This is a genomic window from Amycolatopsis sp. NPDC003861 (assembly GCF_053605405.1).
This window is the reverse complement of sequence record NZ_JBSGJD010000260.1, coordinates 1-13,302: the sequence shown is the minus strand read 5'-3', so window position 1 is coordinate 13,302 and position 13,302 is coordinate 1. Positions and strand designations below refer to the sequence as shown.

15 protein-coding genes are annotated in these 13,302 nt (G+C 73.3%); 8 read left to right on the top strand and 7 right to left on the bottom strand.

Annotated features, from left to right (window positions below; all coding sequences use genetic code 11):
• From ACWEVN_RS40160 to ACWEVN_RS40150, 3 genes are all read left to right on the top strand, one after another.
• On the top strand, nt 1–365 hold a 365-nt coding region (locus ACWEVN_RS40160; protein WP_452054775.1), incomplete at its 5' end, for a helix-turn-helix domain-containing protein.
• A gap of 121 nt (nt 366–486) precedes the next feature.
• A complete protein-coding gene (locus tag ACWEVN_RS40155) occupies nt 487–2,142 on the top strand; it encodes a hypothetical protein (protein WP_452054774.1) in 1,656 nt (551 codons plus the stop codon).
• Nucleotides 2,142–2,483, top strand: a complete 342-nt coding sequence (locus ACWEVN_RS40150) for a hypothetical protein (RefSeq protein ID WP_452054773.1) — start codon at nt 2,142–2,144, stop codon at nt 2,481–2,483. Before ACWEVN_RS40155 ends, ACWEVN_RS40150 begins: the two co-directional genes overlap by 1 nt.
• Nucleotides 2,484–2,549: 66 nt before the next feature.
• On the opposite strand, the gene ACWEVN_RS40145 is transcribed toward ACWEVN_RS40150, so the two are convergent.
• Nucleotides 2,550–3,422: an alpha/beta fold hydrolase gene (locus tag ACWEVN_RS40145; RefSeq protein WP_452054772.1), complete on the bottom strand. Its 873-nt coding sequence runs from the start codon at nt 3,420–3,422 to the stop codon at nt 2,550–2,552.
• 73 nt (nt 3,423–3,495) lie between these two features.
• On the opposite strand from ACWEVN_RS40145, the gene ACWEVN_RS40140 reads away from it, so the two are divergent.
• Complete coding sequence (locus tag ACWEVN_RS40140; protein WP_452054771.1) at nt 3,496–4,275, top strand: enoyl-CoA hydratase/isomerase family protein; 780 nt, start codon at nt 3,496–3,498, stop codon at nt 4,273–4,275.
• Here the strand turns inward: ACWEVN_RS40140 and ACWEVN_RS40135 are convergent.
• The 3 genes from ACWEVN_RS40135 to ACWEVN_RS40125 form a co-directional block, all read right to left on the bottom strand.
• Entirely contained in the window at nt 4,262–4,840 is a 579-nt protein-coding gene (locus ACWEVN_RS40135; RefSeq protein WP_452054770.1) for a hypothetical protein, read from the bottom strand. The genes ACWEVN_RS40140 and ACWEVN_RS40135 overlap by 14 nt on opposite strands.
• A 95-nt stretch (nt 4,841–4,935) precedes the next feature.
• Nucleotides 4,936–5,745, bottom strand: coding sequence for a LysM peptidoglycan-binding domain-containing protein (locus ACWEVN_RS40130; RefSeq protein ID WP_452054769.1), 810 nt, complete (start codon nt 5,743–5,745; stop codon nt 4,936–4,938).
• 302 nt (nt 5,746–6,047) lie between these two features.
• On the bottom strand, nt 6,048–6,920 hold the full coding sequence (locus ACWEVN_RS40125) for a peptidylprolyl isomerase (protein ID WP_449680960.1): 873 nt from the start codon (nt 6,918–6,920) through the stop codon (nt 6,048–6,050).
• 148 nt (nt 6,921–7,068) lie between these two features.
• Between ACWEVN_RS40125 and ACWEVN_RS40120 the strand changes: the two genes are divergently transcribed.
• Together ACWEVN_RS40120 and ACWEVN_RS40115 are read left to right on the top strand one after the other, a co-directional pair.
• A complete protein-coding gene (locus ACWEVN_RS40120) occupies nt 7,069–7,641 on the top strand; it encodes an MBL fold metallo-hydrolase (protein WP_449680961.1) in 573 nt (190 codons plus the stop codon).
• Nucleotides 7,638–8,267: a hypothetical protein gene (locus tag ACWEVN_RS40115; RefSeq protein ID WP_449680962.1), complete on the top strand. Its 630-nt coding sequence runs from the start codon at nt 7,638–7,640 to the stop codon at nt 8,265–8,267. The genes ACWEVN_RS40120 and ACWEVN_RS40115 overlap by 4 nt, the downstream gene beginning before the upstream one ends.
• Here the strand turns inward: ACWEVN_RS40115 and ACWEVN_RS40110 are convergent.
• The 3 genes from ACWEVN_RS40110 to ACWEVN_RS40100 form a co-directional block, all read right to left on the bottom strand.
• Nucleotides 8,224–8,484, bottom strand: coding sequence for a hypothetical protein (locus ACWEVN_RS40110; RefSeq protein ID WP_452054768.1), 261 nt, complete (start codon nt 8,482–8,484; stop codon nt 8,224–8,226). The two genes, ACWEVN_RS40115 and ACWEVN_RS40110, sit on opposite strands and share 44 nt — an antisense overlap.
• A gap of 68 nt (nt 8,485–8,552) precedes the next feature.
• Entirely contained in the window at nt 8,553–10,409 is a 1,857-nt protein-coding gene (locus ACWEVN_RS40105; RefSeq protein ID WP_452054767.1) for a YibE/F family protein, read from the bottom strand.
• Between the two features lie 147 nt (nt 10,410–10,556).
• Nucleotides 10,557–11,534 carry a GlxA family transcriptional regulator gene (locus ACWEVN_RS40100; protein ID WP_449680965.1) on the bottom strand — a complete coding sequence of 326 codons (978 nt, stop codon included), beginning with the start codon at nt 11,532–11,534 and terminating at the stop codon, nt 10,557–10,559.
• Between the two features lie 98 nt (nt 11,535–11,632).
• Here ACWEVN_RS40100 and ACWEVN_RS40095 point away from each other — a divergent pair, with 98 nt between their 5' ends.
• Both ACWEVN_RS40095 and ACWEVN_RS40090 read left to right on the top strand, forming a co-directional pair.
• Nucleotides 11,633–12,337, top strand: coding sequence for a DJ-1/PfpI family protein (locus ACWEVN_RS40095; protein WP_452054766.1), 705 nt, complete (start codon nt 11,633–11,635; stop codon nt 12,335–12,337).
• A 106-nt stretch (nt 12,338–12,443) separates the two neighbouring features.
• Nucleotides 12,444–13,302, top strand: an 859-nt coding sequence (locus ACWEVN_RS40090; protein ID WP_452054765.1) for an AfsR/SARP family transcriptional regulator, incomplete at its 3' end; no start/stop codon positions are given.

Here is a 13,302-nt window from a genome sequence, read left to right as displayed (position 1 = left end):
CGGCGATCGTGGTCGTCGGGCCGGACGGCGAACACCGGGCGGCGACCGGGACCTTCCGTGCCCGGGTGCGCGACGCCCGCGGCGGGTGGATCGTGCTGCACGCCAGCCGGTTGGTGGCGGGGGAGGACGACGGCGAGACGGTCGTGACCGTCGACCGCGCTCCGGGTGCCGTGCTGCTCGCCGCGTACGGCCTGACCGCGCGGGAACGCGATGTCTGCCGCGAGGTGCTGGCCGGACTGTCCACAACGGACATCGCGGCCCGGCTCGCGATCGCGGCCCACACGGTGCAGGACCACCTCAAGTCGGTGATCGGCAAAGTCGGCGTCCGCAGCCGTGGGGAACTGACCGCGAAGCTGCTGTCCTGACCATTCCCACCGGAGCCCGTCGAACGAACGATTTCGGCACTGTTGCCCGAAATGCGGTGCCGCCGCCCGCACCTGCATGATACCTTCCGCAAATTGCGGGCGCCGGGGACAAGGGGGCGGCATGGCCGACGACACCACGCGTTACCTCTGTGCGGCGTCCTACCTCGATCCCGCCTACAGCCGGCGGGCCATCACCGAGTTCCTCGTCGAGCCCACCCGCCCGGTGCCGCCGTCGCCGGGCCTCGACGCCGGCCGCGTGCTCACCGAGGCGGTGCGCGCCCGGGCCCGCCGCAAGAACTACGACGGCCTGCTGGTGGTGCTGATGATCGTGGTCATCGGGCTGCTGTGGGACAATCCGCTGCTCTACGGCTGGATCGTGCTGTCGCTGCTGCTCGTCGCCGCGCGGGCGGGGAAGAGCGCCTACGCGCTGGAGAAGACGCTCAATCCGAAGACGCTGGTCGTGATCGGCGTCGCGATCGTCGTGGCGTGGCTGCTGCTGTCCTATTCGGACGAAATCTTCGACTCGGGCAGCAGCCGGTACTCCTCGCGCTACTACCAAGACGTCGAGTTCGGGGACTCGTCCGGCGGCGACACCGCCCGGACCGTCATCGGCATCGTGCTCGCGGTGGTCGTGTGCGTGGCGGTGACGATCGAGCGCTGGTCCCTGTGGAACCTGCTGACGACGCGCTTCAAGCGGTTCGCCGGAGCCACCGGCGGCGGCAGCCTCACCGGGCTGCTCACCGAGGACTTCCGCGGTCAGCTCGCCCGCTACCAGGGCAGCACCGGGGCCGACGGGGCACCGGGCGCGCCGCTGGTGGTCTACCGCGGGTACAACCCGTTCGTGGGCGCCGGTTTCCGCCGTGACGCCTGGTCCATGGCGATCCCGCTGGAGCGGGTCGAAGACGTCGAAGGCCGGCCGGAGCTCACCACCGAAGCCCTCTACGACGGGATCCGCGCGGCGATCGCGGACCTGCGCCACGCCAGCGCGCTGTCGCCGGACCACCGGCTCGGCGGGCTGACGGTGACCGAGGCGGTGTTCACCCCGGCCACCGAGCTCGTCGACCACCTCGGCGAGCCGGAAGCCGCCGCCTACCTGCCGGACATCGAGCACCCGCCGCACACCCGGCTCGGCGCGGCCGACGTCGCCCGGCTGCGCACGGAGCCGAAGGAGTGGGCGCGCTACTACCTGTCGTTCCAGGTGGAGACCTGGGACCGGGACCTGGTGCTCACGACGTTCCTGCACGTCGCGGTGGACGACACGACGCTGTACGTCGAGTGGACGCCCTACATGCTGCCGCCGATCCGGGCCGAGTACCGCGTGGTGGACAAGATGCGGCCGGACTCGCTGCGCCCGCTCGGCCAGGGCCTGCTGGCCTGGCTGGAGATGCCGGCGAGCCTGCCGGGCCGGATCCTGAACCTCGCGTCGTGGATCCGGCAGCCCAAGCGCGAGCCCGGCGTCGTGGACCCGGACCGCTACGGCGCCGCGAGCTCGTTGCGCGAACTCGCTTCGGTGAACCTGTTCGCCGACTACTTCCAGCTCGTCGACATCACGCGCTACGAGAAGATCATCGAAAGCCGCCTCCTCCCGGCGATCGGCAAGCTCCTCGAAGACGCGGGCTTCTCGACGGCGAAGTTCGACGAGCAGGCCTCGGTCGTGATCAACAACGACATCACCATCCGCGGTGACAACCGCGGGCCGATCACGCAGACCGGGGTGCGCACCCCGCGCCCCCGCCCGCCCGCGAACCCCGGCCGCCCGGCCAGGACGGAGACCTGATGGGCCACCGCATCTCGAACAAGGTCAGCATCGGCGGCGACAACTCGGGCAAGATCACCCAGACCGGCATCGAAGCCGGCGGCGCCGAAGAGGCGGTCTCGTCCCTGGCCGCCCTGGTGGAGCGACTGGCGGCCGAGGTGCGCGGCGGCGGGCTGGCCAAGCAGGAGATCCTGGAGGACGCGCTCACCGACCTGGCCGCCGACCTGCGCGCGGGCGAGGCCGCGGAGCCGGCGGTGGTGCGCAGCCGGTGGGAGAAGGTCAAGGGGCTGCTGGGCGGGGTGGTGCAGTTTTCGGAGCTGGTGGCGAAGATCTCCGACCAGGTGCAGAAGATCTTCGGTTAGCGGGGCTTTCGCCGGTTCGACCCTGCCGCGGCAGAACGGGCAGGCTCTGGGATGACCACCCAGCTCCTACGTCGATGACACGTGCGGGCCGGGTTCGGGAAGTCCCTGGAGGAACTTCCGCAGCAGGGCGTTGACCTCGTCCGGTCGTTCCATCGATGGCAGGTGCCCGGTGTCCGCCAGCTCGACGAGCTCCGCCCGGGGCAATGACTCCGCCAGGTGTGCCGACAGCTCCACCAGGCCCGGCGCGTCCGCTGTTCCGATCACCACCAGGGCCGGCGTGGTGATCTCCGCCAGCCGGTGGCGGGTGTCCGGGATTCGCTCCGTCCACTGTGGAGCGGTCCAGTCGTGCCGGTACACCTGCTCGCACATTTCCCTCACCAGCGCCACCATTTCCGGCGGCAGGACCGAGACGTCCCGGCTCGGCCCCGCGACCATGTAGCGGATGTTGGCCTCCGCCATGGCCCGGACGTCCGCCGGGTCGACCTCGACGGTTCGCGCCTGGTAGCGGGCCAGGCGGTCGCCGGGGAAGAGCTCCTCGGTCAGGCGGGCGAGGTCTGCCTGCATGTGGTCCGGCCAGGTGTGCCCGGTCAGGCCCGAGCCGAGCAGCGCCAGCCGGGTGATCCGCTCCGGCGCGGCGAGGGCGGCGTCCAGCGCGCACGCCCCGCCCATCGAGGCCCCGACCAGCGCGGCCTGCTCGATCCCCCGGGCATCGAGCAAAGCCAGCAGGTCCTCGTAGTGGGCGTGCTCGCCGGCCTCGCCGCCGGTTTCCCCGAACCCGCGGCGGTCGTAGCGGATCACCCGGTGGCCGGCGGCGAGCTCGGTGAACTGCGCGTCCCACATCCGGCGGTCGCCGATCGCGGCGTGCAGCAGCACGACGGCGGGCCCCTCTCCCGCTTCGTCGTAGCCGAACGCCGTCCCGCCCACTTCGATCGTCGCCATGGCCCCAACCTAGCCACACGACCGCGTCACACACCGCCGGTTTCGCTGAGGGCGAGAAGCTAGGGTGCGGTGCATGACCGACGGATTCGACCTGACGCGCGACGGTGAAGTCGCCCGCCTGACGCTGACCCGGCCGGAAAAGATGAACGCCATCACCTACGGCATGTGGGCGGCGATCCCGGACGTCGTCGCCGAGGTGGAGGCCGACCCGGCGCTCAAGGCGCTGGTGATCGCCGGGGCCGGCCGGCACTTCTCGGCCGGCGCCGACATCAGCGAGTTCGGCGAGCTGCGGACCACCGCGGAAGGCGCGGCGAGCTACGACAAGGCCGTCGAAGGCGCGGTCGCCGCCCTCACCGCGATGCGCAAGCCGTCGATCGCGATGATCCAGGGCAACTGCATCGGCGGCGGCTGCCAGGTTTCGGTCGCCTGCGACTTCCGGTTCGCCGCCGAGGGCGCGCGGTTCGGCATCACCCCGGCGAAGCTCGGCATCGTCTACCACTTCGACTCGACGCGCCGGCTCGTCTCGCTCGTCGGCCCGGCCCACGCCAAGTACTTCCTCCTCTCCGGCGAGCTGATCACCGCCGCCCGCGCCCGCGAAATCGGCCTGCTCAACGACGTCTTCCCGGCCGGTGATCTCGAAGCCTCGACGCGGGCGTTCGCCGAGACGCTCTGCTCGCGCTCCCAGGCGTCCGTCCGCGGGATGAACCGGATCATCGAAAAGATCGTCGCCGGGCAGGAGACCTCCGACGCCGAGGTCGAGGAGATCCGGTCGGAAGCGCTGCACGGCGAGGACTACGCGGAGGGCGTCGCCGCCTTCCTCGAGCGGCGGCCGCCCCGGTTCACCTTCCGCTGACCTCGAAGTCCAGGTAGGCGTGGAAGTGCTCGGCGACGACGTCGGTGACGCCGGCGGGGTCGAGCTTGCCGTCGATCTCGATGACGCGGATGCCGAGGTCCCGCGCCGCCCGCACGGCGTGCGCGGCGAGCATCCGGTCGCGCGTCAGCCGGGTGCGCTGCTCCGGGATCGCGGGCCCGTCGGGCCGGTGCCGGAGCTGGTGCTGGCGGAACAGTTCGGTCGGCACCAGCACCACCATCCGGCCGGGGGAGTCGACGAGCGGGGCGACGAGCTCCGGCCGCAGCCCCCGGCCCTCGGCGACGATCGGCCGGGGTGAGGTCAGCGCGCGCAGGTCGTCGACGGCGCAGCGGAAGCGGTGGCCGAACTCGGCCATCATCGCGGTCAGCTGGTCGCCGGCCGGGAGGTCGTCCGGCAGCGGGTTGCCGGGCCGGGCCCGGTCGTCGTGGTGGTAGGTCGTCAGGCCGTGCCGCTCGGCCAGCAGTCGCGCGACGGTGGACTTCCCGGTCCACGGAGCGCCGCCGATCCACAGCGCCTGCCCGAGGGTGCCGAACGGATCCCAGGTCATGAGACGACTATTGCGGGACCGGCGGCCCGATGGCCAGTCTTCCGGCGCCGGTTGATCCGTTCAGCGCAGAGTGACCCGGCACGCACGGCCCGGCGTCAGGTCCGGTCGCCCTCGCCGTCGACGACGAGCACGGTGGAGGCGTCCGCGAAGTCCGGCTCCGGGCCGATCCGGAAGTGGAACCGCGAGCCGGGCCGGACGGCGGCGATCACCTGCGTTTCGGCCGTGTCGAGCACGATGATGGCGAGCTCGGTGGTCTTCGGCTCCGGGCGGAACACGACGTCCGGACGCGGTTCGGGGACCACGATCGGGAGCGGCAGGGTGCCGCTGACCGAGCCGGACCCGAAGTCCTCCTCGTCGCGCTCCGGGGGCTCGAACGGGGCCGGCGGGAGCAGCTGCGGACGGCGCCGCCACCAGAGCCCGGCGAGCAGGCCGGTCAGCAGGCCGCCGGTGCCGCTGACGACCGACGCCAGCCCGACGCCGAGCCCGGACGGCTCCTCGGCCACAGCAGGCGGCACGGCCGGCGCGACCGGCACGGGCGCCGGCAACGGGCCGAACTGCACGCCCGGTTCCGGCGCGGCGTCGTCGGGTAACTGGAGCACCTGACCGGGCTCGATCGCGGCGGGATCGGTGAACGGCGTGCCGTCGGGCCGCGGCCGCCCCTGGTTCAGCCGGAAGATCTCCGGGAAGCGCCGCCCGTCGCCGAGCGCGCGTTCGGCGATCTTGAACAGCGTGATGTCCTCGGGGTTGTCGGCGTGCGGCACGATGAAGTACTTGACCGGCGGCGGCGGATCGGCCTGCGCGAGCGCGGGACCGCCGGCGAGCACGGCGAAGAGGACACCGGCGCAGCCGGCCTGCCCGGCCCGCCCGAGGACGCGGCGAACCGCGGGAACCCGGTTTACGACCATCGTCGGCACCTCTCCCCGGCGACCCGGTGGGGTCTCCGGTGTTGCCCTCTACACGGGGCGGGTGCGGACGCGGTTCAGATCTTGTTCCACGGCACGGTCGCGTACGCCTCGGCGAACAGGGCGGCGGCACGAGGTCGTCGACGGCGGCGACCGCGCTCGCGGCGAGCCGCTCGAGGTGGAACGCGAGCCCGCGGACCCGCCCGTCCCGGACCCGCACCGCAGGGAAGTGGCCGTAGGAGACCAGTCCCGCGAGTGCGGCGTCCGGGCCGAGCGGATCCCCGTTCAGCTCGAAGCGGGCGGCACTAGGAAACGGTGACGCCCGTGAACTTCACCTGCTTGGTCGGCGCACCGGTGCCGTCCTGCGGGTTCGGGTTCGCGATGCCGGCCTTCGCCACCGCGTCGAGCACCTTCAGGCCGTCGTCGGTGATGCTGCCGAACACCGAGTAGTCCGCCGGGAGGCCGTCGGCGCTGCCGTAGACCATGAAGAACTGGCTGCCGCCGGAGTTCGGGGCCTGCGTCTTCGCCATCGCGAGGATGCCGCGGCCGTACTTGATCTCCGGGAACGCTTCGTCCGGCATCGTGTAGCCCGGGCCGCCCTGGCCGTCGGTCGTCGGGTCGCCGGTGGCCGAGGGGTCACCGCACTGCAGCATCTGCAGGCCGTCGGTGCCGAGCCGGTGGCACATGGTGCCGTCGTAGAAGTTCTGCTTGGCCAGGCTGATGAAGCTCTGCACCGCGCAGGGGGCGAGCGCGCGGTCGAGCGTCAGCGGGATGTCGCCCGCGGTGCTCTTCAGCGTCACGTTCACCGTGCCGGTCGACGGGACGTTCTTGCCGTCCGGCGGGTTCACCTTCTTCGGCGCCTTGCCCGTCGCGTCGGCCTTGAAGTCGCACGACGTCGGGTTCGGCAGCGGCGTCGCCCGCTTCGGCAGCGCGGTGCGCTGCGTCGGGATCTGGATTTCGGTCGGCGGCGGGGCGGCCGAGGACGACGCGGCGGTGTCGGTGCTGTCGCCGCTGTTCGCACTCACGATCCACACCACGACACCGGCGACGACGAGGACGGCCACGCCGACCACACCAGCCCCGATCATCCGGCGTCGCTTCTGCTGCTCCAATCGGCGCTCGAGCTGCCGCTCGAGCTTGCGCTTCGCAGCTTCGCGGCGCTGCTGGTTGGTCGCCACCCCGTACCCTCCAGGTTTCCGCTCGTCTCACACGTTTGAGGTAGCGGCAGTGTATGGGCACAGCCTGTGAGGACCATGTACAGGGCCCGCTAGTCTCAACCCGATCGTGATCGGCGCCATCCGGCGCGGAAGTCCGGGGAGGCGTTCGGTGCTCGTCGTCGGGTTCGGCAGCGGCCCGCTGCAGGCCAACTGCTACCTGCTGGCGGCGGCCGCCGGCGGGCCGTGCGTGGTCGTGGATCCGGGGCAGGAGGTGGCCGCGCCGCTGGCCGCCGCGCTCGGCGAACACGGCCTGGTCCCGGCCGCGTTGCTGGCCACCCACGGGCACCCCGACCACGTCGCCTCGGCGGCCGCGCTGTCGGCCGAACACGGCGTCCCGCTGCACCTGCACGCGGAGGACGCCGCGCTGTACGAAGGGGAAAGCGTGCCTCTCACACCGGGCGTGTTCGCCGGCCTGGACGTCGACGTCCGGCACGTGCCGGGCCACACCCCGGGATCGGTGGTCCTGGGCCTGGCGACGCCGGAGGGCGGCCGGCTCGCCCTGACCGGGGACACGCTGTTCGCCGGCTCGGTCGGCCGCGGGGACGTGACCACGGCGCTGCGGGACCTGCTGGCGGCGTTCCCGGACGAGACGGTGGTGCTGCCGGGCCACGGCCCGGCGACGACGATCGGCCGGGAACGCGCGGGCAACCCGTTCCTCGCCGGGACGGGGGCGGGACGGTGACCGAACGCATCGCGCTGTTCGAGGAGGACCCGCGCGGCCGCCGTCGCCGCGGGCTCTCGGGCCTGATCGGGGTGGTGATCGTCGCCGCGGCGTTCGGCGGGATCGCCGGCCTGATCGGCGGCACGGTGACCGGCCTGGTCGTCGCGCTGGTGATCGCCCTGCCGCTGCTGTACGTGATGGCGGTCAGCATCCGGCGCCGCGTCTGGCTGGAGGGCTCGACGCTGCTCGTGCGCACGTGGGGCCTGCGCCGTGTCGACTTGACGACCGCGACCCGGCTCGACCTCGTCGTCGGCGACGTCCGGGGCAGCCGCACGGTGAGCCTGCTGGTCAACGCCGGCCAGCGCGGCAAGGTGGCGAAGGTCGACCTCGCCGTGTTCTCCGGGACCGGCGGACGCGAGCTGGGCATCATGCCGCTGCGGAAGCTCGCGAACGCGCTGATGAACAACACCGAGGCCAACGGTCTCGTGTTCGGCGAGCTGCTGGTCGCGGAGCTGAAGGCCGAGGCGCGCGGGTCCGGCGTGGCGGAGCGCCCGCTCTACCGGCTGGCGTCGGTGGCGCCGTCGGGCAAGTACGTGCAGCGCTTCACGATGGAAGCCGTGAGCCGCTTCGTGGCGACGCTGGACTGACGGCGTCGTCCGCCTCGCGGAGCTGCTCGAGCTGGTAGGCCAGTTCGGGCAGCTCCTGCGCGACGTAGCCGGCGAGCCGCTCGACGTGCTGCAGGGTGGACCGGACGTCTTCGAGGGCCGCGGCGATCCGGGGCAGCGACTCCACCGCCTGGACGGTGGCGGTGAACACCCGAAGCGTGCCACGCACGAGCAGCCGTGGGCCGGCGAGCAGGATCATGGCACCTCCCGGATTGCGTACCTTCCTACCGCGTCGGTGAGCTCGGCGCGTCCGGGGTTCTGAGAGTGTTACGCCTGGGACGGAACGGCTTTCGTGGTGCTGCTGAGGTGCCCGGCGGGCTCGCGGGAGGCGATCAGCGCGGCCAAGACAGTGGTCACCGGGACGGCCGCGACGATCCCGACGCTGCCGGCGAGCGTCCGGATGATCTCCTGCGCGATGTCCTCGCTGCCGAGCAGCGCGCCGAGCCCCACGCCGGAGATCGACGAGTACAGCAGTACCGGCAGCGCGGCCCCGGCGTAGGCCATCACGAGGGTGTTGACCGCCGAGCCGACGTGGTCGCGGCCGATCCGCAGGCCGGAGTGGTAGAGCTCGCGCCAGGTCAGATCCGGGTTGGCGCGGCGGAGTTCCCAGACGGCGCTGGTCTGGGTGACGGTGACGTCGTCGAGCACACCCAGGGCCCCGATCACGACGCCGGCGAGCAGCAGCCCGCGCGCGTCGATGCCGTGGCCGAGCGAGCCGATGAGCGTCGAGGTGCTGTCGTCGAGCCCGGTCAGCGAGGCGGCGGCGGAGAAGATGGCGGACAGCACGCCGATGAGGGCGAGGCTGACGAGCGTCCCGAGCACGGCGGCAGACGTCCGCGCGGAGAGGCCGTGGGTCAGGTAGAGCGCGATGAACATGATGGCCCCGGCCCCGGCGATGGCCACGACCAGCGGATTCTCGCCGGCGAGGATGGCCGGGAGGATGAAGAGCGCGATGACGACGAAGGACAGCCCGAGCGCCACGAGCGCGGCAACGCCTTGCCACCGCCCGAGCACGAGCACGGCGACGGCGAAGAGGGCGGCGAGGACCAGCAGCGGAGTGCCGCGCTGGAAGTCGACGAGCTGGAAACTGGCGGGATCGTTCGAGTTCCCGCCGTTGTAGGCGAGAACGACGGCGTCCCCGGCGGCGAAGCGTGGGGTGCTGGGCTCGATCGGGACGGTGAGGCGCAGCGGTTTCCCGTCGGCGGGGCCGTCGGTCATGGTGAGGTCGACGGTCAGGCAGGGCTTCGCGTTCGGGTCGGTCTGGTCCCCGACCTGCACCTGGCCCTGGGCGAGGCAGGGGCCGGTGGCGGTGGTCCGGATGTCGGCGTGCACGGGCGTGCCTTGCGGGACGACGCTGGTGGGGGAGGTGTTGCCCCAGGGGTAGAGGACGACCATGCCGACCACGGTGGCGAGGGCCAGCGGGGCGAGCAGCCAGATCAGGAGCAGTTTGACGCGCCGGGAGGCGGGGGCGGCGGGGCCGTGCCCATGGCCGTGTCCGTGGCCGTGTCCGGTGTGCGCGGCTTCGGGTTCGGCGGGGGCTTTGCGCCGGGGACGGGCGGCGGTTCCGGCGGCACGCTGCGGCCCGGTGTCCCCGCGGCGGGCGGCGGGTCGGTCGCCGTCGGCCGGAAGTGGCTGTGGCCCGGTGTCCCCGCGGCGGGCGGCGGGGCGCTCGCTGTCCGCCGGGACCGGTTGGGGTCCGGTGTCCCCGCGGCGGGTGCGCGGTTGGTCGCTGCCGGAGGCGGCGCGCTGTGGTCCCGTGTCGCCGCGGCGGCGCGGTGCGGCGGGTTGGTCGCCGTCCGCGGGAACCGGCTGCGGTCCGGTGTCCCCGCGGCGGCGCCGGGGTTCGGCCTGGCCGGTTTCGGCCGGGACGCGCAGCGATCCGGTGGCCCGCTGCGGCCCGGTGTCGGCTCGCTTGTCCGCGGCGGGAACCCGCTGCGGCCCCGTCTCCGTTCGGCGGCGGGCTGGATCCGCCGCGCGGCGGGCGCCCTCGGCGGGCGTGCGGCGGGCGGGTTTCCGGGGCGTTCCCGGCGTTCCGGACGTGCCGCGGGCCGGGGAAGGGGACACCTCGTCCGTGATCCGGCGAATCGGGCCGGTTGCGTCGTCGTCCAGGTCGGGGCGGTCCACCCGCACATCCTGACAGCGGGATTCCGCACCCCGCGCGAGGGGCCGCCGACGGCCCGGTTCGTCCCGAAGCGCCGATCCCGCGTGATTGGAGACGTATCTCGCGTGATTGGAGGCGTATCTCGCGTGATTGGAGGCGCATTACGGGGCTCAGCCGTAGGCCTGGCGGACGTGGACCCGGCGGTAGGCCGACGGCGGGGTGTCGAAGTGGTCCAGGAAGGCTTGGCGCAACGTCTCCGTCGAGCCGAAGCCGCAGCGGCGGGCGATCGTCGCGAGCGGGAGGTCCGTTCCGGACAGGAGCCGGGCCGCGTGCTCGGTGCGGATCGTGCGGACGTACCGACCCGGGGTCGTGCCCAGGTGAGCGTCGAACAGCCTGGTGAGCTGGCGCGTGCTGATCCCCGCCCGGGTCGCCAGCGCGGGCGTGCCCAGGTCGGCGTCCAGGTGCTCCGCGATGTACGCCGTGAGGTCGCGGACCTCGCGGTGCTCCGGCGGCGGCCCGGCCAGGAACAGGCTGACCTGCGCCTGGTTGCCCGGCCGCTGCAGGTACGTCACCAGCGCGCGGGCCGCCTCGCGGGCCAGCGACGGGCCGTGGTCGGCCTCCACCAGCGACAGCGTCAGGTCCAGCCCGCTCGTCACCCCCGCCGCCGTGTAGACGTTGCCGTGGCGGACGTACAGCGGCACCGGGTCCACCGTCACCGACGGGTAGTCCCGGGCCAGGCGCGCCGCGTAGCGCCAGTGCGTCGTCGCGCGGCGGCCGTTGAGCAAGCCCGCCGCCGCCAGCACCTCCGCGCCCGTGCACACCGAGGCCACCCGGCGGCTGGTGCGGGCGAGCCGCCGGACGTGGGCCAGGACACGCTCGTCGGCCGCCGCGGCCGTGCTGCCCCAGCCGCCCGCGACGACCAGCGTGTCGAGGTCGCCGGCGACCTGGTCGAGCCGCAGGTGCGGCTGCAGCGTGAGCCCGGAGCCGGTGGTGATGCCGTGGCCGTCGACCGAAGCCAGCTGCAGTTCGTACGGCGGCCGCGCGCCGAGCCGGTTCGCCGCGTCGAACACATCGGCGGGGCAGGCGATGTCCAGCAGCTCGGCGTCGGCGTAACCGACGATCGCGACCCGTCTGGGTGAGCCTGGCATGACCGAACGCTAGCAGCCGGACCGGCGCTCGGACGTGGTTCGCAGGAATTCGGACATCCGCGCCGCCCGCCACTCGCGCCAAAGCCACGGTGAACGGCATGACCGATGACCGGAAGACCATCGCCTTCGTCGTATACCCCGGCCTGACACCGCTCGACCTCGTCGGCCCGCTCCAGGTGCTCAGCGCGCTCGGCCGGCTCGATCCGCGCTTCCGGACCGTCGTGGCCGGCGCCACCAAGGACGTCGTCGGCACCGACACCCCGCTCCGGATCGCCCCCAGCCACACCTTCGACGAAGTGCCGTCGCCGTTCGCCGTGCTGGTGCCCGGCGGCACCGTCCCGACGCTGCGCGCGATGGCCGACGAGCGCCTCCTCGCCTGGCTCCGCAGCGCCGCCGAAACCGCCGAGCTGGTGACGTCGGTCTGCACCGGCTCGCTCGTCCTCGGCGCGGCCGGGCTCCTGGACGGCCGGCAGGCGACGACGCACTGGATGTTCCGCGACCTGTTGACCGCGCTCGGCGCCACCCCGGTCGCCCGGCGGTGGGTCGAGGACGGCCCGGTGATCACCGCGGCCGGCGTCTCGGCGGGCATCGACCTGGCGCTGCACCTGGCCGAACGGCTGGCCGGACGCCAGGTCGCGACGAACATCCAGTTCGCCATCGAGTACGACCCCGAGCCGCCGCAGGGCGCCCTGGACTGGGCGAACCGGCCCTACGGCGACCTCAAGCCGCTGCGGGAGCACACGCTGCGCGAAGGCCTGGCGGAGCACCCGGCGCTGCTGGAGAAGCTGCTCGCCCGCGCCTGAGGCCGAACGTCGTCGGCCATCCGGGTGAGCGGGGTTCCCCCGGCGCGCCGGAAGGTTAGATTCAGCTCGCTCGATCAGGTGATCTCGCGGGTGGGGTGTTGTAGCCGTGCGGTTCCAGGTCCTCGGCCCGTTGACGGCCTCCGTCCCGCTGCCGTCGGCGGCCCAGCCGCGGCGGCTGCTCGCCGTCCTGCTCGCCCGCGCCGGCCAGTTCGTCGGCCGCGACACGCTGGTCGACGAGCTGTGGCCGGACGGCGCGCCGTCGAGCGCCGCGGCCATCGTGCAGGTCACCGTGTCGAAGCTGCGCAAGACGCTCTCGCCCGGTCTCGGGGCCGCCGAGGCCGGGCAGCGCCTGCGGTCGGGACCGCGCGGGTACGCCCTCGCCGTCGAGCCGGGAGAGCTGGACGCCGACGAGTTCCTGGCGCTGCTCGCCTCCGGCGCCGACGACCGGGCGCAACGCCGCCGCGCGCTCGAACGGGCGCTGGCGTGCTGGCGGGGCGACGCGTTCGCCGACGTCGCGGGCGGCCCGCTGCTGGAGGCGCACAAGCTGTGGCTGGACGACCGGCGCTCGGCCGCGCTGCTGCAGCTGGTCGAGCTGGAACTCGCCGACGGTGACGGCGGGGCGGTCGTCGAGCGGCTCGACCCGGTGGTCGCGGCGCGACCCGCCGACGAGCGGTTCGCCGCCCGGCTCGCGGCCGCCCTCGGCACTGTCGGCCGCCGCGAATCGGCCCTGGAGGTGCTCCGCCGGACCCGCCGGGCGCTGTGGGACGAGGCGGGCGTGTGGCCGGGCGCCGACCTCGTCGAGGTGTACCGCCGGATCGCCGGCACCGAGTGGACGACGCCGGGGCCGCCCGCCCAGCTCCCGCCCGCGGTCCCCGACTTCACCGGCCGCGCGGCCGAATTGGCCGGCATCGGCCGCGCCCTGCGCGGCCCCCAAAGGAAGACCACACCTCAGAAAAACACACAAA

Excerpts from the sequence above, each read along its gene's own strand:
- ACWEVN_RS40095 (WP_452054766.1), top strand. The coding sequence starts at position 11,633 with ATGACCGATGACCGGAAGACCATCGCCTTCGTCGTATACCCCGGCCTG.
- ACWEVN_RS40140 (WP_452054771.1), top strand. The coding sequence starts at position 3,496 with ATGACCGACGGATTCGACCTGACGCGCGACGGTGAAGTCGCCCGCCTG.
- ACWEVN_RS40100 (WP_449680965.1), bottom strand. The coding sequence starts at position 11,534 with ATGCCAGGCTCACCCAGACGGGTCGCGATCGTCGGTTACGCCGACGCC.
- ACWEVN_RS40130 (WP_452054769.1), bottom strand. The coding sequence starts at position 5,745 with ATGGTCGTAAACCGGGTTCCCGCGGTTCGCCGCGTCCTCGGGCGGGCC.
- ACWEVN_RS40150 (WP_452054773.1), top strand. The coding sequence starts at position 2,142 with ATGGGCCACCGCATCTCGAACAAGGTCAGCATCGGCGGCGACAACTCG.
- ACWEVN_RS40145 (WP_452054772.1), bottom strand. The coding sequence starts at position 3,422 with ATGGCGACGATCGAAGTGGGCGGGACGGCGTTCGGCTACGACGAAGCG.
- ACWEVN_RS40110 (WP_452054768.1), bottom strand. The coding sequence starts at position 8,484 with ATGATCCTGCTCGCCGGCCCACGGCTGCTCGTGCGTGGCACGCTTCGG.
- ACWEVN_RS40135 (WP_452054770.1), bottom strand. The coding sequence starts at position 4,840 with ATGACCTGGGATCCGTTCGGCACCCTCGGGCAGGCGCTGTGGATCGGC.
- ACWEVN_RS40155 (WP_452054774.1), top strand. The coding sequence starts at position 487 with ATGGCCGACGACACCACGCGTTACCTCTGTGCGGCGTCCTACCTCGAT.